Raw genomic sequence first — 20,092 nt, forward strand, 5'->3', positions numbered from 1 at the left:
ACCTTTTAGTAATTCTCTAAGAGGTCCGTTACTTTATAAAAAGTGTACAATTAGGTTTAAAGATCAAATGCTTGTGGGAACCATAGACTTAATTCTGGTATATAGGTGATCATTACCAGAACAAGTATCATAATCAAAAATAAGGGCATTAAAGGCCTAATTACTTTCTGAATACTTAATTCTGCAACACTACATCCTACAAAAAGAACAGAGCCAACGGGAGGCGTACATAGCCCAATACATAGATTTAGTATCATGACAATGCCAAAATGAATAGGATTCATTCCTAAATCGGTTACAATAGGTAAAAATATTGGTGTAAAAATTAGTACTGCTGGAGTCATATCCATAAATACTCCCACAAACAATAAAATAAGATTGATAAGGATTAATATAACAATCGGATTATCACTAACAGAAAGTAATGCATTACTAATTTCCTGTGGAATATTTTCATAAGACATTACCCAAGACATAGCAATGGAAGTAGCAATTAATAATAATACAATTGATGAGGTTTTAATCGTTTCTAGTAATATCAAAGGAATACTTTTAAATGTAATTTCCTTGTAAACCAATGCTAAAATAAACGTATAGATCACTGCAATTGCAGATGCTTCGGTAGCTGTAAAAATACCAGCTACGATACCTCCAATAACTACTACCAATAATAAAAGGCTAGGTAAAGCATCTAAAAATCTCTTGAAAAAAGTAGAAATACTGACTAATTTTTCGGTAGGATATTTTTTGATTGCCGAATAAATTCCTGCGACTAACATTAGGGAAAAACCAATGAGTAATCCAGGGACATATCCAGCTACAAATAAAGCTGCTATAGAAACTCCACCACTGGCAAGTGAATATATGATTAATACATTACTTGGTGGAATTAATAAACCTGTAGTAGAACTTGTAATGTTCACCGCAGCACTAAAAGATTTGTCATATCCTTCTTTTTCCATCATTGGATTCATAAACCCTCCAATAGCAGAAGCTGCTGCTACCGCAGAACCAGAAATGGCACCAAAAAGCATACATGCAAATATATTTACAAAGGCTAATCCACCAGGTAAAGGTCCTACAATCGCTTTTGCAAAATTAATAAGCCTTACCGCAATACCTCCTCTGTTCATAATTTGTCCAGCTAATATAAAGAACGGAATGGCAGAGAGTGTAAAACTATCTAGCGATGTCGCCATGCGCTGTGCTAATGTAGTAACCGATGGCATAAAGGGCATTGCCACTATTAACGTAAATAATCCTGAAAGCCCAATGGCGTAGGCTACAGGAACTCGAATCGATAGTAGTACCAGAAAACTTAGTGTTAAGATTAAAACTTCAGTATAATTCATAAACTATTTTTTAAGAGCTCTTTTTTGTAGCAAAATTTCCAAAGAATAATAACAAACCAATAAACCACTAAGTGGAATAACCAGATATATAATCCCTAAAGGAATCTCTAGGGTAGCTGATTTTTGCTCAAATACAAAAGTTAACCAACACAGTCTTGCACCACCAATTACCATTACCAGAAAACCGAAGACAAATACTGCTATTTGTATAATCCCGTCGTAGAATAGTTGCTTTTTAGCAATGATGCGAGATGGAATTAAATCTATAGCTAAGTGCAGCCGTTTCCCTGTTGCATATGCAGCTCCTAACAATCCTAACCAGATCAGTGAAAAACTAGAAATTTCATCAGTGATCGTACTTGGTGATTGTAATAAAAACCGTGAAAAAACCTGCCAGATGACACTAAATAGCATTATTAAGAATAATAAAACCAATGCTTTTTCTAAAAGAGTATCTATTATCTTTTTCATTGATTTGTGTTTTTGATATTGTGTATAAGAGATACTATTTCTGGGTGATCACTAAACATAGCTTGAATACTTTTAGTGTTTTCTTGAAACGGGACTTTATCAGGTGTAATAATTTCTACACCAGATTTAGTAATAACATCTAAAGATTCTTTCTCTGAAGCGGCCCATAATTTTCGTTGTTCTATAGTGGATTCTCTGGCAGCTTCTTTTAGCCATTTTTGTTCCTGTTCCGATAATCGTTCCCAAGTATCTAAACCAATCAATAGCACATCCGGAACAGAAGTATGTTGATCTAAGCTAAAGTATTTGCATATTTCATAATGCTTAGAAGTGTAAAAACTAGGAAGGTTATTTTCTGCTCCATCTACAACGCCTTGTTGTAATGCGGTATATAATTCTCCCCACGAAATTGGAGTTGGAGACCCGCCTAAGGAATTCACCATAGCAATTGCCATATTACTTTTCTGGACTCTTATTTTAAGCCCTTCAAGATCTGTAGGAGTGTTAATGGGTTTTTCTTTGGTATAAAAACTTCGGCTACCAGCATCGTAGAATGTGAGTCCTCTTAGTCTAAATTTATCACCTTTGGTGAGCATCTCATCACCAATAGCACCATCAAAAACATCAAAAGCATGTTTTCTATCTCTAAATAGATAAGGAATGCTGAACACTTTATATTCTGTTATAAAATTTTCTAAAACAGCAGCAGAAACCTTGGTGATGTCTAAACTACCTATTTGTAATAGTTCTAGACATTCTCTTTCAGCACCAAGTTGACCACTTGGATATAACTTAACTTGTAGGTTTCCATTGGATTTTTTTTCGAGTTTTTCTCCCAAAATAACCATTGCTCTATGTACTGGATGTTTTGTGTCCAAAGTATGAGCTAGCCTGAGAACTTTGGTCTCTTTTTCCGTAGAACATGATATTAACAAAACCAAACCAGTAAAAAATAAAATTAATTTCTTCATTTCCATAGACTTTGATTTTTTATTGATTGTATATGCTGTATCACTTGTTTGATATCACCAGTAAGTTTTGAGAAGTTTTGTTTTTTGATATCATTTTTATCAAAAAGTTGAGATCCCATTCCTACACAGCTCACTCCAGAATCAAACCATAGTTTCAAATTTTCTAATGTAGGCTGCACGCCTCCTGTAGGCATTATTTTTATTTGCGGCAAAACAGATTTTACTGCTTTTATGAAATCCGAACCTAAAACGTTACCGGGAAAAGCTTTGATGAGTTTTGCTCCATATTGATGAGCTGTATAAACTTCAGTAATGGTAGCGCATCCGGGAATGGATAATAAGTCTATTTCATTGCAAAAATCCATAACTTCTGGAATCAAAGCGGGTGAGACAATGAAATCTGTTTTAGCATCTATAAATTGTTGTGCTTGAGCTTTACTAAATATGGTTCCAATACCTAAAAGTAAATCTTCATATTTAGTTGCGTATTTCTTTAATTCAGAAAATACATCAAGAGCTTTGGTATCTCTATTCGTAAATTCGAATACCCTAATGCCAGCATCATACGAAGCGTCCAATACTTTTTTAGAAATTTCAATATCAGAATGATTAAAAACAGGAATGACGCCCACTTTTTCCATTATAGAAACCATATGTTCTTTAGTATACTTCATTTATCGTAATAATTGCCCAATGTTGTTACCATTTACTAATTGTTCAACTTCCTCTATGGAAACCAAATTAGCATCACCAGTAATCCCATGTTTTAATACTGATGATGCTAAAGCAAACTCTAAAGCTTCTCTATTTTCTTTGTATATTAACCCATAAATTAGTCCAGCCATAAACGCATCCCCACCACCAATTCTATCTACAATACTTTGGATATCATAGGTTTGAGAAGTGTATAGTGTGTTGTTGTTCCATAGCACAGCTGATAATTTATTATGAGTAGCAGAAATAATTTCTCTGTGTGTATTGGATATAGTATGAATGTTAGGATATTGTTTTTGAATTTTTTTACAAGCTTCTTCATAGTTATCCGCAGAAATGTTCAAACAGTTTTTGAAATCTGTTAAACCTCCAACAATCACATTACTTTTACTTATTAGATCTGGCATAATGTCTAAAGGGGATTTTCCATATTGCCAAAGATTTCTACGATAATTGATATCACTACTGATGGTAATTCCTAGTTCTTTCGCTGTGGTAATAGCATTTAAACATATTTGTGCAGCAGAAGCAGAAATTGCAGGAGTAATTCCTGTCCAATGAAACCAATCTGCATCTTTAAGAATTTCGTTCCAGTTAAACAGTGAAGGATCTAATTGAGAAAATGAAGAATGAAATCGATCATAAATAATTTTTGAAGATCGCTGCATGACGCCATGTTCAAGGAAGTATAAACCCATTCGACCTTCAGTGAATTTGATATGATCTGTATGAATTCCAGATTTTTTTAAATAAGCACAAGCAGTTTTTCCGATAGCATTATTAGGAAATCCAGTAATATGGTAAGTAGATATATCCCATCTGGCTAAAGATACGGCAACATTAGCTTCTGTACCACCAAAATGAATATTGTACGAGTTCGATTGTTCGAATCGTTCATGAGATGCTGTAGTAAGACGCATCAGTACTTCTCCAAATGTTACTACCTGTTTGCTCATATTAATTTATTACTATAGGATTGGATAATTTATAACTGGTTTCCTCAACCATTTTTTCGAACCCTTCAGAAGTTTTAAATTGTTTGTCAGATGCTTCCCATCCAGAAAGAAAATAGAAAGTGGTTGGTTTTTGACTGGAAACCTGCAGGACAGTATAATAGGTGTTTACAATATCCATTCCTCCATCATCGACTCTCTCCTGAGCAATAAAATCATCTTTAGAAACTAATAGCGCCATGCCTAATAGGTCCTTATTTTCCGATTGCTTACCAAAGGTTTCTATAACATTGTATTTGTTGTACACTTTGGTGTTCATTTCATTAGGTTTTAGATTTACAATTCCACTTACTAGTTTCATTTGATCTGTTAGACCTTTAAAAAAGACATCACTTTGGTATCCCCACTGTCCTTTCCAAATAGTAATTCTGTGAATCACATCTATATGTTGATCTCCGATCTTTGAGTTTTGATATTTCATTTCGAAAATAGACCGGATGGGACCTTCCGTAATCACTTGGAATTTGGCGTGATCTACTCCAGTAATTCGATATAAAGAATCCTTGTATTTGATTGCTAGTGCTCCTGCACCCAATGATTGCCCAACTTTAAGTATATCCATACCCCAATCAGCTAATTCATGGTAGTTTCCTTCTCCTAATCCAACCTTGTCTAAAACAGGTTCTGAAGTTGTTTTACCAAAAATGTCGATGCCATTTCTAGGGTCAAAGTAGAACCTAAAACCTACTTTATCATTCTCCCAAGCTGGTCCTTCCATTTGATAAAAAATACTATCATTAGTTCTGGGATCTCCTTTTCTTTCTTGAGCTAGAACTTGTTTTACATTTGATTTGTTGGTTCCTATACCGAAACGAATATTTGTTTTTGGTTTAAAGGAAGGAATGCTTTCTGAAGCGATAGTTGTCAATGCTAATTTTATAGTTTGATTCGGTTTAAAATCTAAAACTAAACTCATCTCATCCCAAATACCATCGTTTTCTAAATCATCGAGTTGAAATGGGACCACTTTTCCTGTAGAATCCTTCAGTACTGTAACATTGTTTGTCGGAATACTATCTAAAACTGCAACTATTCGATCTTTAGAAATAACAATATTTTCATCTATTCGATCAATATCAGTAGTGTTCGTAAAATTAAGATACTTTGCAGGTAATTCAGGTGTGGAATTATCTTTGCAACTTATAACGATAAAGAGCAAAGAAATAATAAAGAGATGTTTCATCTGTCTATTTTTATGGTTTTAATTTTTAGATGGAATGTACCTTGAAGTATAACCGTTATTGATAACCTAATAATAGGTTTCATTCCATTATTGCTCGTTTGAAGGCTTACCAATTGTGGCAAGAATTCCTCCATCTACATAGAGTATATGTCCATTGATAAAATCACTTGCTTTTGAAGCAAGAAAAATTGCTGAACCAGCAAGATCATTTGGGTCTCCCCATTTTGCAGCTGGAGTTCTGTTTACAATAAAATCATTAAAAGGATGGCCATCGATTCGGATTGGTGCAGTTTGTTCTGTTGCGAAATATCCAGGACCAATTCCATTAACTTGTATATTGTGTTTTGCCCACTCCGTTGCCATATTTTGAGTTAACATCTTTAGGCCGCCTTTAGCAGCTGCATATGCACCAACAGTATTACGACCTAATTCGCTCATCATCGAACAGATATTAATAATCTTTCCAGATTTTCGTTGTATCATTCCTCTGACTACATGTTTGGAGACAATAAAAGGGCTCACTAGATCTACATTCAGTACTTCTTTAAAGTCATCAACTTCCATATTTTCCAAAGGGATCCGTTTGATAATTCCAGCGTTATTAATAAGAATATGAATAGGTCCTATTTCACTTTCAATTTTTGTAATCGAGTCTTGTACTTCGTTCTCATTAGTTACATCGAACTTATAGCCTTTAGCTTTGATGCCTAAATTGGTATAAGTTTTTACCGCATTATCAATTTTTTCTTGTGATGAGTTTCCATTTACAATGATAGTTGCACCAGCAAGTCCAAGACCTTTTGCCATGGCCATCCCCAAACCGTGAGTAGCTCCGGTTATTAAGGCATTTTTACCTTTGATGTCGAATAGTGATAATGACATAGGTTATTTATTTAAGATCGGTTATTTTACAAGTATCCATATCTCCATAATCCAAATTTTCTCCTGCCATTCCCCAAATAAATGTGTAGTTGGAAGTACCAGAACCGGAATGGATAGACCAAGGAGGAGAAATAACAGCTTGTTCATTTTGCATCCAGATATGTCGAGTTTCATTGGTTTGACCCATAAAGTGACAAATAGATTGACCTTCAGGAACTTCAAAATAAAAATACACTTCCATTCTTCGATCATGAGAATGAGCGGGCATTGTATTCCAAACGCTACCTTTTTTTAACTCAGTCATCCCCATTTGTAATTGACAGGTCTCTACAATTCCTCCAACAATAAGTTGCAGTACCGTTCTGTGATTAGATGTTTCCAGAGAACCTAATTCTATTTTGTTTGCTTTTTCTTTAGTCACCTTTACAGTAGGGTAGGTATGATGAGCAGGAGCAGAGTTGATATAAAATTTAGCAGGATTAGAAGCACTCTGACTTTTAAATAGTATCTCTTTATTTCCTTTTCCTACGTATAAGGCTTCTTTATATTCTAAATCATAAGAAGTGCCATCCACTACAACTGTTCCTTTTCCTCCAACATTGATAACACCTAATTCTCTTCTCTCTAAAAAATAAGACGCTTTTAAAGGATCGATAGGCTCAAGTTTTAATGTGTCTTTCGGTACAGCAGAACCAGCAATATATCTATCATAGTGAGAATAGGTGAGATTGATTTTTCCAAGTTGCATGATGTTTTCTATCAAAAATTCATCTCTTAACTCGGTAGTATCCATTGCTTTTACAGCCTTAGGATGAGACGCATATCTTGATTCGTAAGCAGTAGCCATAATTCTATTATTTTATTGATGTCATAAAGATTTTCTAATTCCTAATTCTAAACCTCTCAGTTCTGCAAGGCCTCTTAGTCTGCCTATTCCCGAATATCCAGGGTTTGTTTTCTTATGTTGATCGTCTAACATTTTGTGACCATGATCTGGTCTCATCGGAATGTTTATATCTGATCGGCCATTTTTTGATCTCTTATTTTGCTCTTTAATGAGCGCTTTCATTACCTCAAACATATCTACATCACCCTCCAAATGATTTGCCTCGTAGAAATTACCTTCTTCATCTCTTTTGGTACTTCTCAAGTGAATGAAATGAATTCTATCTCCCAGCCGTTCAATCATACTTGGTAAATCATTGTCTTTGCGCACTCCAAAAGAACCTGTACAAAAGGTTAATCCATTGTTTGGAGAATCTACAGCCTTATATAAATCCAGAATGTCTTGCTCAGTACTCACTACTCTTGGCAAACCTAAAATGGGATACGGAGGATCGTCTGGATGAATACACATTAGTACTTCAGACTCTTCTGCAACAGGTATAATTTCTCTGAGGAAGTTGAATAAATGTGTCTTTAATTCTTTTGGTCCAATACCGTTGTAGGTGCTTAAAATATCATTAAAATCTTCTAGTGAGTATCCTTCTTCCGCTCCAGGTAATCCAGCAATGATATTATTTATTAAAAGCTTTTTCTGATCTTCCGACATTTGCTTTTCAAAAGCTTTTGCATTTTCTATCTGCTTATCAGTGTAATCATTTTCAGCTGCTGGTCGATTTAATAATAATAAATCAAACACAGCAAATTCTGTTGCGTCAAACCGAAGAGCTGTGGATCCATCTGCAACGGGATACGCTAAGTTTGTTCTAGTCCAATCCAAAACTGGCATAAAATTATAGCAGATGATATGGATACCACAGGAACTTAAATTTCTGATGGTTGTTTTATAATTTTCTATATATTGTTGGTAGTTTCCTAAGTTGGTTTTAATGTTTTCATGGATAGGTACACTTTCTACCACTGACCAATGTAATCCAGATGCCTCGATGGTGTTTTTTCTTAATAGTATTTCTTCTTTGGTCCATACTTCTCCATTAGGAATATGATGTAATGCAGAAACAATTCCTGTTGCTCCTGCTTGTTTTATATCTGATAAAGTAACTGGATCATTAGGTCCATACCATCTCCAGGTCTGTTCTAAACTCATAATTTACTTTTTATACTCCGCTAAATGCGCTAAAACCTCCATCAATTGGAATTACTACCCCAGTAACAAATTTGGAACCTGAACCACATAACCATTCGGTTGTGCCTATTAGATCTTCAGGTTCGCCATATCTTCCCATTGGGGTCTGTTCTATGATTGTTTTTCCTCTTTTTGTTGGATTTCCTTCTGCATCTGTCAACAAGGCTCGGTTTTGATCCGTAAGGAAAAAACCTGGAGCTAAGGCATTTACTCTAATGCCTACTTTAGCAAAATGTACTGCCAACCATTGAGTGAAATTGGAAATGGCAGCTTTGGCTCCACTATACGCTGGTATTTTGGTTAGAGGTGTAAAGGCATTCATAGAAGATATATTAAGAATACAACAGTCCTTCTTACCAACCATGTCTTTTGCAAAAATCTGTGTTGGTAGTAGTGTGCCGATAAAGTTGAGATTAAAAACAAACTGAATTCCTTCTGAATCCAGGTCAAAGAAAGTTTTAAAATCACTTTCGTTATTCTCAAGATCTTCTAAAGTTAAATGTGTATTAGAAGTAGTTCCTTTTTGATGATTTCCACCTGCACCATTAATTAGTATATCACAACTTCCTAGGTTCCGTTGTATTTCCTTTTGAGCTTTTAATAATGACTCTTTGCTAAGAACATCAGCCGAAATCCCTATAGCAGTTCCTCCTTGTTGTTTGATTTCTTTTACTACTTTTTCGGCAGCTTCTTTTCTTAAATCTAAAATGGCAAGTTTTGCGCCTTTTTTAGCTAAAGCTATGGCTAATGTTCGGCCTAAAACCCCACCGCCTCCAGTTAATACGATTACTTTATTATTCATTGTGTAAAGAGAAAAAAGTCAACTCCTCCAAAGTTGAACTTTTTATGACAATTACTCTTTGAATTTGAAAAAAGGATCATTCATAAAGTAGGATAAAAAAGTACAATAATTTGATTTTCAGTTATTTAATTGTTTTTAGAAGCAAATATCGTTGATGTTAAAAAGCTATTCCTTCTGCCTTTAACCGTTTTATTTATTGATAAAAATGACAAATTTTAAGAGTCTTTTTGCGATTAATTGAACAATTAACCCCCTTAAAGCGAACTCTTGCAATATTTAGATTTGATAGTTTTGAGATTAAATAGGTTTTAAATCTTTTTAGTCATGATTGTTAAATTACCCCTACACGGATTTCTTTTAAGTTTGATATTGTGTTGCTTTAATAATTTATTGAACGCTCAAGATGTAATAACATTATTAGAAGCAGATGGTCCTGGTGACACTTATGAGTTGATCGAAAATACTTTTGGAGGCACACCGTATGAAGTACCTGATTGCGATCATACTCCAAGAATAGATCATGTCTCCGAAGTATTTGATGACGATTTAGATAAAAATGTATTTAAGTTCGATATCCATACGGATACAGATACAGATAGATGTCGGATAAATATCGACCGACAAAGAAATGAGATTAAAACATATGATCCTTCTCCAGATAAATTAAAAGCAGTAAAAGGAGAGTTTGTTGTCTATAATTGGAAATTCAAATTAGATGACGATTTTCTTCCAACAAATAGATTTACTCATATTTTTCAAATAAAGGCAAAAGGTGGAAACGATGACTCTAATCCAGTTCTAACCATTTCTCCTTTTAAATCTAGTTCTTCTTCTGCGGTACGTAAGTTGAGAGTTCGTTATAGTCAAGGAGATAATCCTCCTTCTGGACCAGAATATGTAACGGTTAGAGAGATAGATTTAGAACCTTTTTTAGGAAACTGGGTTGATGTAAGTTGTGAAGTAAATGTAAATGAAGATAGTACTACAATTTCTTCCGAAGAAGAACCGGGGTCTATAAAGTTGATTATCAAAGATATTGTATCTGGAACGGAACTATTAAATTATGAAGATAGTGATATCGATATGCTTAGAGAAGGGAGTTCTGTCTTTTTAAGACCTAAATGGGGCATATATAGAAGCTTAGAATCCTCGATGCCTCTAAGAGATGAAACCGTTTATTTCGCAGATTTTTCCATAACCGAAAAAGATCAGTCATTGTTAAGTAATGAAGAGTTTAATCGAAATGACTTCAGTTTTTATCCAAATCCAGTTTCAGAAAGAATATTTCTTCAAAATATACGATCAAATGTAGATGTCGAAATATATAATCTCCAAGGTAAATTGGTTATTTCAGAACAAAAAGATCAAATTGATGTTAGCCATTTGAAGACTGGAGTATATTTTCTCAAAACATCTGATTCCAAAAATTCTTCCGTTTATAGAATTATAAAGCAGTAGTGCAATGCGTATTATATCTTTAAGTAATCTATATATTATCATATGCTTATTATTTACTTCTATGATAAGTAATACTTGGAGTCAGGATACCTATAGTATTCAAGACTTGGCAAATAACAAAGGTCCCTTTATCCCCGATTATAGTTACGCTGGATATCATTTTGGAGAAAAGGAAATTGAAATCCCAAAGAATATTACTGTATTAGATGCAATCGATTTTGGAGTCATCTCAAATGATAAAAAAGATGATTCTAGAGCATTAAAGAAAGTGTTTAAAAAAGCACATAGTGTGGAAGGTCCTGTACTTATTCAGTTACCAAAAGGAAGAATTATTATAAGTGAAATATTTTATTTTGAAAGAAGTAATATCATACTTAACGGTTATGGAACTGGAGATCTGGGAACAGAAATTTATTGTCCAAGACCGTTAATGTATTTAGAAGATCCGGAAGATTTAAAAGAACTAAGAGAATATTTAGTTTCACTTGGTAAAATTCAAAAAGAAAAAGAAAATAATATTTCTATACCCTTTTCGCAGTATGCGTGGTCGGGTGGTATGTTTTGGACTAGAGTCCCTGGTGTAAGAGTGAAATCATATTTGCAAAAGTATAATCTTCAACCTTCTATTCTTGGAACTATTAGGAGTGCTAAAAGAGCAGATTTGATTTTTAAAACAAACAAAAATCATGAATTAAAAGTTGGAAATATTGTCGAAATACAGTGGTTTAATAAGCAAGGAGAAAATGGTAAGTTGCTAAATGAACTATACGGAAATGAAGATTTAAAAATAGGTTCTCATCATTGGAGTTATCCCGAGCTTCCATTAGTAAGACAACAAGTGAAAATAGAAGAAATTAAAAAGAATATTATTACTATTAAGTCTCCATTATTGTTGAACATTTTACCAGAATATGAGGTGAGAATTATAGAATGGAAGCATTTAGAAGAAGTTGGTATTCAGAACTTTAAAATCACATTTCCATTTTCTAATTATATCGCGCATCATGTAGAGCAAGGTTATAATGGTATTTATTTAACTCGCGTATTTAATAGTTGGGTGAAAAATGTTGTTATTGATAATGCTGATAGTGGAGTTTTAACAGAGGCAATTTCTAATGTTACTATTCAGGATATCGTAACAAAAGGAAAAAAGAAAACACATTATACAGTTCAAATGGGGGGTGTTCATAATGTTTTGGTTAAGAACTTATCTGTATATAATGACAGTGTACATCCATTAAGTTTTAATACTTTTTCTACAAAAAGTGTATACAGCAATTGTAAGATTTTTAAGAATCCGATTTTGGATCAACATTCTGGAGTAAACCATCAGAATCTCTTTGATAATATAAAAGTGGATATTCATGCTATTGGTGATGATACGTATCCGCTTTTTGCCGGAGGAGGAGCTGGATATTGGAAGCCATCACATGGATCTTACAGTACATTTTGGAATATAGAAGTAAATTTTTTGAATAATACTAAACAAAAAAAAACGATTAAACTTAATGGGATGAATGATGGGCCTAATGCGAGATTGATTGGGGTTTGGGGGAATGTAAAAATGACAATAAACTATAAGCCAGTTGCTTATGTGGGTTTTGGAAATAAGAAAATGGAGTTGATTCCTTCGTTATATGAGTATCAACTGGATAAAAGAATGAATATGTAGTATGATTTTCGAGTTATGGAGAGTTTGTTTTGTTGTTAACTTATTAACATTTTTTTAATATTTTAGGATTGTAGACGTTATTAGTTGAAAAAATTAGGGGAATAGATGAAATACATATACTGCGCTTTATTATCATTTTTTACTATAACTGGGGCTATTGCGCAAGATGATTTTTACAACAAGTTTTTACACCTTTTCACTTCGGATGGTTTATCGCAGAGTTCGGTAATTGCAATTCATCAGGATCGTTTGGAACAAATGTGGATTGGTACACGTGATGGTCTTAATAAATATGATGGTAATACATTTACGGTTTACAGAAATATTCCTGGAGATTCTACATCTATAAGCAATAATGATATACTATCCATTCAGGAAGATCTGGAAGGCTATATCTGGATAGGGACCTATAACGGACTAAATAGATATGATCCAAAACTAAATGTCTTTAAATCTTACTTTCATTCTAGTAAACAAGGAAGTTTATCAGACAATACCATTTGGACAATAAATCAGTTGGATAATGGCGAGTTATGGTTTGGTTCGTCCAACGGTTTAATGCTGTATAACCGCGAATCTGATTCCTTTACCACAATAAAGAACGATGCTGCCGATGCTTCAAGCCTATCTAATAATTATATTTTGAGTATTTATCAGGATAGTAAAAAGAATATTTGGATAGGAACAGCAAATGGACTTAATAAGCTTGATAAAAGAGATAAAGACACATTTGTTTTTAAAAGGTTTTATAGCAGTAATAAAGTAAATACTCTCAGTGATTCTTACATTCAAGCCATTGTAGAAGATGAGCAAAATAGATTATGGATTGGAACTAAATATGGAGGACTTAATTATTATAATTCAAAAACTAATTCTTTTCGTCATATTAAGCGAACTAAAAGAAATACATTAATCAATAAAGACGTAAGAAGCTTATCTATTGATCATCGTGGAGTTTTATGGATTGCAACCTATGATGGACTCTGTATAAAAGATACAAACAATGTTATTATTGAAATCAAACATCAACAAAATAACACAAAAAGTCTCAGCCGAAATTCCATTAAAACTATTTTTATAGATAAAAAAGGATCTACTTGGCTTGGGACATACTATGGAGGGATCAATGTATGGGATGAATCTAATTCAAATTTTATATCGCTTCAAAAGAATAATCGTGATATAGAATATGGTGTTGTAAGTAGTATTATAGAGGATAAAAATGGGAATATATATTTTGGAACAGAAGGTAAAGGGATTAGTATTTTAAATCCTAAAAGGGATATATCTTTTGATATAAAAACAATTGCCGAAAAAAAACTTCCTAGTCTAAATATAAAATCTTTATTCTTAAACCAAAACATACTTTGGATCGGAACATATAATGCCGGAATTGCATTATATGACATTACTACCAACGAATTTGTAACAGATGTTTTAAGTAAGGAGTTGCAACTAATTCTAAAAGATGTAGGAGTTTATTCTATTAAAAAGTCAGATGAATCTATGTATTTCGGAACTTTTGGGAAAGGACTAATTCAATATAATTTAGAGACCAAAGGTTTTAGATTTTTAACGCATAACAATATTGATAAGAAGTCTCTTTCTAATAATATCATTAGAGTTATGCTTGTAGATAATAATTCGAATTTGTGGGTGGGAACACAAAATGGACTCAATTATATCGATCACACTAAACTTAAAGAAGATAAAGTTGTTATAAAACGTTTTTTCTTTAACGAAGAACAACTTTCAGGAGATGATATTTTATGTATTTATGAAGATTCTGAAGGAATTATTTATATAGGAACCAAAGCTAATGGAGTCTATAGATATGAAAATGAAGTGTTCAAAAAAGTTGAGCTTAATGTCGTAGGAACTAAGATTAGTACAGTATTTAGTATTGTGGAATATGATAAGAATTCTATATGGATAAGTTCTAACAAAGGTATTATCGCATACAACCCTCAGAAAAACAGTTCGGTTCTATATAATCAAACCGATGGTCTTACCAGTAATGAATTTAATAATAACTCTTGTCTTAAAGCTAAGAATGGAGATTTGTACTTTGGAGGACCTTCTGGGGTATCGTTTTTAAATCCTAAACGGATCAAGAAAAATACATTTATTCCTCAAGTCATTCTAACTGATTTTAGTATTCAAGGAAAAAAAATTGATACCTATGGAGAGGAAACTGTGTTAAAGAAAGATATTTCCTATGTAGATAAAGTTACATTATCACATGATCAAGCTTCTTTTGGTATCGGATTTGCCATTCCAAACTTTATCAACCCTTCTAATAACCAATATGCTTATAGGCTAGTAGGATTAGATAATCAATGGCAGTACACTAAGAATACAGAAATTAACTATACAATTCAGAAACCTGGAAAGTATATTTTTGAAGTTAAAGGGGCTAATAATGATAATATTTGGAACGAAAATCCTACGCAACTTCAAATATCAGTAAGACCAGCACCATGGAAAAGCCCGATGGCATTAGCAGGGTATGCCTTAATGATTGCGTTAGCATTATTTGGATTAAACCATATCAATAAGGCACGTACAAAATTAAAACACGAACTTGATTTAGAGCATTTAGAAAATTTGAGAAAAGAGGAAATGAACCGCTCCAAATTAGAGTTTTTTACCAATATCTCACACGAATTTAGAACACCTTTAGCTTTGATTATAGCACCATTACAGCAATTGATAGAAAACTATCAAGGAAGTAATAAAATGTATAAAAAACTTTTGGTAATAGAACGAAATGCCGATCAATTATTAAAATTAATAAATCAACTGTTAGATTTCAGAAAGTTTGAAAATAAACATTCCAAATTGCAGGTAGCAGAGGGTAATTTGGTAAAATACCTTAAGGAGATTTATCTATCCTTTAATGAATTTGCCAAAGCAGGATCGTATACCTATACCTTTGAAACCTCTTCCGAAGATATTAAAGTATATTTTGATCGTTATAAGTTAGAACGAGTTTTTTATAATTTGATTTCTAATGCTTTTAAATATACACCCGAAGGAGGAGAAATTAATGTCCGTATTTATGAAGAAAATGCACAGGTAATTGTAGAGATTAAAGATACCGGAAAAGGCATTGAAAAGGAATTCGTAGATAAAGTTTTTGATCGTTTTTATGAAGTTGCAGGTGATAAAGATTATCAAAAGCAGTTTAATCAAGCTAGTGGTATTGGATTATCAATTGCTAAAAAAGCTATTGACTTACATAAAGGTGCTATAGAAGTTATAGATACGAATTTAGAAAAAGGCACTATTTTTAGAGTTAGTTTATTAACTGGAAAAGCACATTTAGAAGAAGCTGATATTATCAAGAATTTTAAGGTGAGTGATGATATTACTCAATACGAAAATCAGATTTCCAGGGCGAAAGAAACTAATGAATTAGATATGGAAATGGTTTTTAAAGATGATGAAAAACCATTGGTCTTAATTGCAGAAGATAATGATGAATTAAGAAATTTTATTGGTGATATGCTTAAAGATTATTACCAAGTCATTAAAGCTGAGAATGGGCAAGTGGCATTTAAAAAAGCATTGCAAAAAATGCCTGATCTAATAATTAGTGATGTAATTATGCCTAAAATGGAAGGTACAGAGTTATGTGCTAAAATAAAAAATGATATTCGAACAAGTCATATTCCATTTATTTTACTTACCTCAAGATCTTCTTTAATATATAAATTCGATGGATTAGAATCTGGTGCGGATGCTTACATAAACAAACCTTTTAATGTAAAGGAGTTTTTATTAATCATTCGTAATCTACTTTCTTCTATAGAAAAGCAAAAAGAAAAATTTTCTTCTAATGAATATACATCCGCAGATGTTACCGTCACTTCGATAGATGAAGAGTTATTGAAAAAAGCAGTAAAAATTGTGGAAGATAATATTAGCAATACTTCTTTTGATATTCCTTATTTCAGTTCAGAACTAGGGGTTAGCAGAACTATGTTATTTTCTAAAGTTAAGGGTTGGACCAATTTAACACCTAATGAGTTTATACATTCTATTCGTATGAAACGAGCTTCTCAATTACTAGAACTTGGGCAGATAAATGTTTCGGAAGTTTGTTATAAAGTTGGTTTTAGAAACCCAAAATATTTTACAAAATGTTTTAAAAAACACTTCAATCAAACCCCATCAGAATACGCTTCCAAATTTTATTCTTAAAAAAGCGTCGGTTTTAGCATAACTCCCTTTATTACAGGTTCATTTTCAGTGTTTAGTACAGAAATATACCCTTTTTAGGACTTTTAGATATAGGGTTTTGACTAGGTTTGAGTATGAATAGAAAACAAAACAGATACATCATATTGCAGCTCTTCTTTTCGTTGTGCATCATCTTTTTTTGTCTTCTCATTATATACCTCTACTAAACACACACACTAACATAAATCAATACTCATGAATGCAAAGCAGACGTATTTAAAAATACTGAAAAAATCTATCCCAATTTTTATTTTAATGTTTGGAACTGGTTTGTTTGCACAAATCGAAATAACAGGAACGGTTACATCTGATGATGGAGTTCCAATTCCAGGAGCTAATATTAGCGTACAAAACAAAGCAATTGGAACTACCACAGATTTTGATGGTCTTTATAAGATAGAAGTTCCTGATGAAAGTTCAGTATTACTATTTTCCTATGTAGGATATAAGGATCAAAAAATAACTGTCGGTTCTCAACGAAAAATTGATGTTGTCTTATCTGCTTCTGTAGAATCGTTAGATCAAATTGTAGTCGTAGGATATGGATCTAGAAGGAAAAAAGATCTAACGGGAGCAGTTGTATCTGTAGAAGCAGAGGATATCACAGCGTATCCATCGGCAACTGCGCAACAGACTTTGCAAGGAAGAGCAGCGGGAGTAGCGGTACAATCTGCCAACGGAGGAGAACCAGGAGCAGATATAAGAATACGAGTTCGTGGAGCTACTTCTATAAATGCTAGTAGCGACGCTATATTTGTAGTCGATGGTTTCGTTGGAGCTGCATTACCCGCTCCAGAAGATATTGCTTCCATTCAAGTTTTGAAAGATGCTTCTGCAACTGCCATCTATGGTTCTAGAGGAGCAAATGGAGTAGTGATTGTAACAACTAAAAAAGGAAAGAAAGGAAGAATGAGAATAGATTTTAACACCTCTTATTCTACTCAAACAGTCACGAATACTTTAGATCTTTTAAATGCGGAACAATTTGGAGATTACATTCAGGAAATTAATCCTGGATATGTAAGAGGCTCCGCAGATACAGATTGGCAAGATGTTATATTCAAAACTGGTCAGATTGCAAATCATCAGATAGCATTATCTGGAGGTGCCGAAAATGTAGATTACTACCTGTCTGGAACTTTTTTTGATCAAAATGGGGCTGTATTAGGATCTGGATTAGAACGTTTTTCATTTACTAACAACATCAATATTAATTTTTCTGATCGTTTAAAAGTAGGGATGAATGCTCTAGGAAGAAGATCGACCAGAGAAGGAGCGAGAACACAGGAATCTACTGGTGGAACTGGAAGTGCTGGTGCTATTTCTGCAGCATTTAGATTTAGTCCTGATCAAGGAATTAGAGATGCTAATGGAGATTTTACACTTCCAAGTGTAGGAGATGATATCGATAACCCTTTTGCAACAACCACACAAATCTTTAATGAAAGTGTAAATGATCTTTTTCAAACCAATGTATATGCTGATTTAAAGCTTTTTGAAGGACTGTCTTTTAAATCTACACTAGGATATAACGTAAGAAATAATAGAGAAGGAACTTTTTTTCCTACCACCACGGTTAGAGGAGCTGGTGTTGGTGGAGAAGGAAGTATTCAAACAATTAAGCAAACCAATATTCTTTCTGAAAATTATTTTACGTATAAAAATGATCTAAGCTTTGCTAAGTTTTCGGCTACTGTTGGATATTCTTATCAGAAAGAAAGATCAGAAAGAGTTACTACATCGGGAGCTGGGTTTTTAGATGATGGTTTTAGTTTTTGGAATTTAGATGGTGCAGCTAATTTACTGTTTATAGAGTCGAGATTATTGGAATCGGAATTGGCATCTTATTATGGGAGAATCAATTTTGATATCCTAGATAAATACTTAATTACATTTAATGCGAGACAAGACGGTTCTTCAACGTTTAGCGCTAATAATAAATGGGGGTTCTTTCCTTCTGGTGCTATAGCATGGAATATGGGAGATGAGAGCTTTTTGCAAAACTCTAAGCTAATTTCTCAATGGAAATGGAGAGTGAGTTATGGTCTTACTGGTAATAGAGCTATCCAACCCTTTGGAACCTTGGCAACTTATGAAGATATTATATCGATCCAAGGAGGAGAATTGGTGAATGCAGTTGCTTTGCAACGATTAGCAAATGATAATCTAAAGTGGGAAACGACAAAGCAGTTTAATGTAGGTGTAAACATAGGATTATTTAATAATAGAATTAGTTTAACAGCGGACTATTACGATATGATCACCGAAGATTTACTATTAGATAGACCTCTACCTGAGACTTCAGGACTAAGTAATCCAGTGCAACTTCAGAATGTGGGAAGTTTAGAAAATAAAGGATTTGAAATTGAATTGTCTACCAGAAACCTAGTCGGAGCTTTTACCTGGAATACCAATATCAATTTTTCTAGAAATAGAAATAAAGTTTTGGAACTACCTGATGGTGAGGATATCCGTGATATAGGGAATTCGAGTCCAGGACACTTACTACTTCCTGATGTTCCAATATTACGAGAAGGTCAGCCAGTAGGGGTTTATTTTGGATATGTGTATGATGGAGTATACCAAAATGGAGATACATTTTTGCCAGGAGCGATTTTTGAACAACAAGCAGGAGGTGAAAGATACCGGGATCTTAATGGAGATGGAGAATTAAATAGTGATGATCAAACCATAATCGGTAACCCTCATCCAGATTTTACCTTTGGGATTAATAACACCTTTGCATATAAAGGTTTTGATCTAAATGTATTTTTTCAGGGAGCAGTAGGAGGAGACATGTTTAACTTTACCCTTTTAGAATTAAATACACTAACCGGTTCTAGTAATGCCACTACCGAAGCATTAAATCGGTGGAGTTTGACTAATCCAAATACAAATATTCCAAGTGCTGCTCAGCGAACTAGAATCATATCCTCTAGATGGGTATACGATGGTTCTTACGCCCGTTTAAAAAATATCACATTAGGATATTCCTTTGATGAAAGGCTTTTAGAAAAACTAAAAATGACCAAGCTACGAGTGTATGTAAGTGGTCAAAACTTGGTAACATTTACAGATTATCCAGGATTAGATCCTGAAGTTTTATATCGATCAGATAGTAATAGCAGAAGCAATATAAACCTTGGTTTAGACTACGGAAGTTACCCAAATGTTAGATCCTATACGTTAGGACTTAATGTTTCTTTTTAAAAAGATAAACAACAATATAACAAACTTAAA

At 33.4% G+C, this 20,092-nt stretch carries 14 protein-coding genes; 4 read left to right on the plus strand and 10 right to left on the minus strand.

Going from position 1 to position 20,092, the window contains the following annotated elements; genetic code table 11:
- Positions 1 to 56: 56 nt before the first annotated feature.
- The 10 genes from Q1B37_RS01420 to Q1B37_RS01465 form a co-directional block, all read right to left on the minus strand.
- Positions 57 to 1,352, minus strand: a complete 1,296-nt coding sequence (locus Q1B37_RS01420; RefSeq protein ID WP_299894613.1) for a TRAP transporter large permease — start codon at positions 1,350 to 1,352, stop codon at positions 57 to 59.
- Between the two features lie 3 nt (positions 1,353 to 1,355).
- The gene (locus Q1B37_RS01425; RefSeq protein WP_299604064.1) at positions 1,356 to 1,823 is read right to left on the minus strand and encodes a TRAP transporter small permease; all 468 of its coding nucleotides are present in this window, start codon (positions 1,821 to 1,823) and stop codon (positions 1,356 to 1,358) included.
- Positions 1,820 to 2,794 (minus strand): TRAP transporter substrate-binding protein, encoded by a 975-nt coding sequence (locus Q1B37_RS01430; RefSeq protein ID WP_366141437.1) that lies wholly within the window; start codon positions 2,792 to 2,794, stop codon positions 1,820 to 1,822. The genes Q1B37_RS01425 and Q1B37_RS01430 overlap by 4 nt, the downstream gene beginning before the upstream one ends.
- Positions 2,791 to 3,468, minus strand: coding sequence for a bifunctional 4-hydroxy-2-oxoglutarate aldolase/2-dehydro-3-deoxy-phosphogluconate aldolase (locus Q1B37_RS01435; protein WP_299604060.1), 678 nt, complete (start codon positions 3,466 to 3,468; stop codon positions 2,791 to 2,793). Before Q1B37_RS01435 ends, Q1B37_RS01430 begins: the two co-directional genes overlap by 4 nt.
- The gene (locus Q1B37_RS01440) at positions 3,469 to 4,464 is read right to left on the minus strand and encodes a sugar kinase (RefSeq protein ID WP_299894615.1); all 996 of its coding nucleotides are present in this window, start codon (positions 4,462 to 4,464) and stop codon (positions 3,469 to 3,471) included.
- Position 4,465: 1 nt separating this feature from the next.
- Positions 4,466 to 5,704, minus strand: coding sequence for a DUF4861 domain-containing protein (locus Q1B37_RS01445; RefSeq protein WP_299894618.1), 1,239 nt, complete (start codon positions 5,702 to 5,704; stop codon positions 4,466 to 4,468).
- An 87-nt stretch (positions 5,705 to 5,791) separates the two neighbouring features.
- A complete protein-coding gene (locus Q1B37_RS01450) occupies positions 5,792 to 6,586 on the minus strand; it encodes a gluconate 5-dehydrogenase (RefSeq protein WP_299894621.1) in 795 nt (264 codons plus the stop codon).
- A gap of 7 nt (positions 6,587 to 6,593) precedes the next feature.
- Positions 6,594 to 7,433, minus strand: a complete 840-nt coding sequence (kduI, locus tag Q1B37_RS01455; RefSeq protein WP_299894624.1) for a 5-dehydro-4-deoxy-D-glucuronate isomerase — start codon at positions 7,431 to 7,433, stop codon at positions 6,594 to 6,596.
- Between the two features lie 21 nt (positions 7,434 to 7,454).
- Positions 7,455 to 8,636: a mannonate dehydratase gene (gene uxuA / locus Q1B37_RS01460; RefSeq protein ID WP_299894627.1), complete on the minus strand. Its 1,182-nt coding sequence runs from the start codon at positions 8,634 to 8,636 to the stop codon at positions 7,455 to 7,457.
- A 10-nt stretch (positions 8,637 to 8,646) separates the two neighbouring features.
- Complete coding sequence (locus Q1B37_RS01465) at positions 8,647 to 9,477, minus strand: SDR family oxidoreductase (RefSeq protein WP_299894630.1); 831 nt, start codon at positions 9,475 to 9,477, stop codon at positions 8,647 to 8,649.
- Between the two features lie 324 nt (positions 9,478 to 9,801).
- Here Q1B37_RS01465 and Q1B37_RS01470 point away from each other — a divergent pair, with 324 nt between their 5' ends.
- The 4 genes from Q1B37_RS01470 to Q1B37_RS01485 all read left to right on the plus strand — a co-directional run bounded on the left by Q1B37_RS01470 (position 9,802) and on the right by Q1B37_RS01485 (position 20,062).
- Positions 9,802 to 10,935, plus strand: coding sequence for a T9SS type A sorting domain-containing protein (locus Q1B37_RS01470; protein ID WP_299894633.1), 1,134 nt, complete (start codon positions 9,802 to 9,804; stop codon positions 10,933 to 10,935).
- Positions 10,936 to 10,939: 4 nt separating this feature from the next.
- The gene (locus Q1B37_RS01475) at positions 10,940 to 12,607 is read left to right on the plus strand and encodes a hypothetical protein (protein ID WP_299894638.1); all 1,668 of its coding nucleotides are present in this window, start codon (positions 10,940 to 10,942) and stop codon (positions 12,605 to 12,607) included.
- 105 nt (positions 12,608 to 12,712) lie between these two features.
- Positions 12,713 to 16,813: a two-component regulator propeller domain-containing protein gene (locus tag Q1B37_RS01480; protein ID WP_299894640.1), complete on the plus strand. Its 4,101-nt coding sequence runs from the start codon at positions 12,713 to 12,715 to the stop codon at positions 16,811 to 16,813.
- 234 nt (positions 16,814 to 17,047) lie between these two features.
- Positions 17,048 to 20,062, plus strand: a complete 3,015-nt coding sequence (locus Q1B37_RS01485; RefSeq protein WP_299894643.1) for a TonB-dependent receptor — start codon at positions 17,048 to 17,050, stop codon at positions 20,060 to 20,062.
- Positions 20,063 to 20,092: the final 30 nt, after the last annotated feature.

The organism is uncultured Aquimarina sp., from assembly GCF_947492965.1.
In the GTDB taxonomy this organism is placed as follows: domain Bacteria; phylum Bacteroidota; class Bacteroidia; order Flavobacteriales; family Flavobacteriaceae; genus Aquimarina.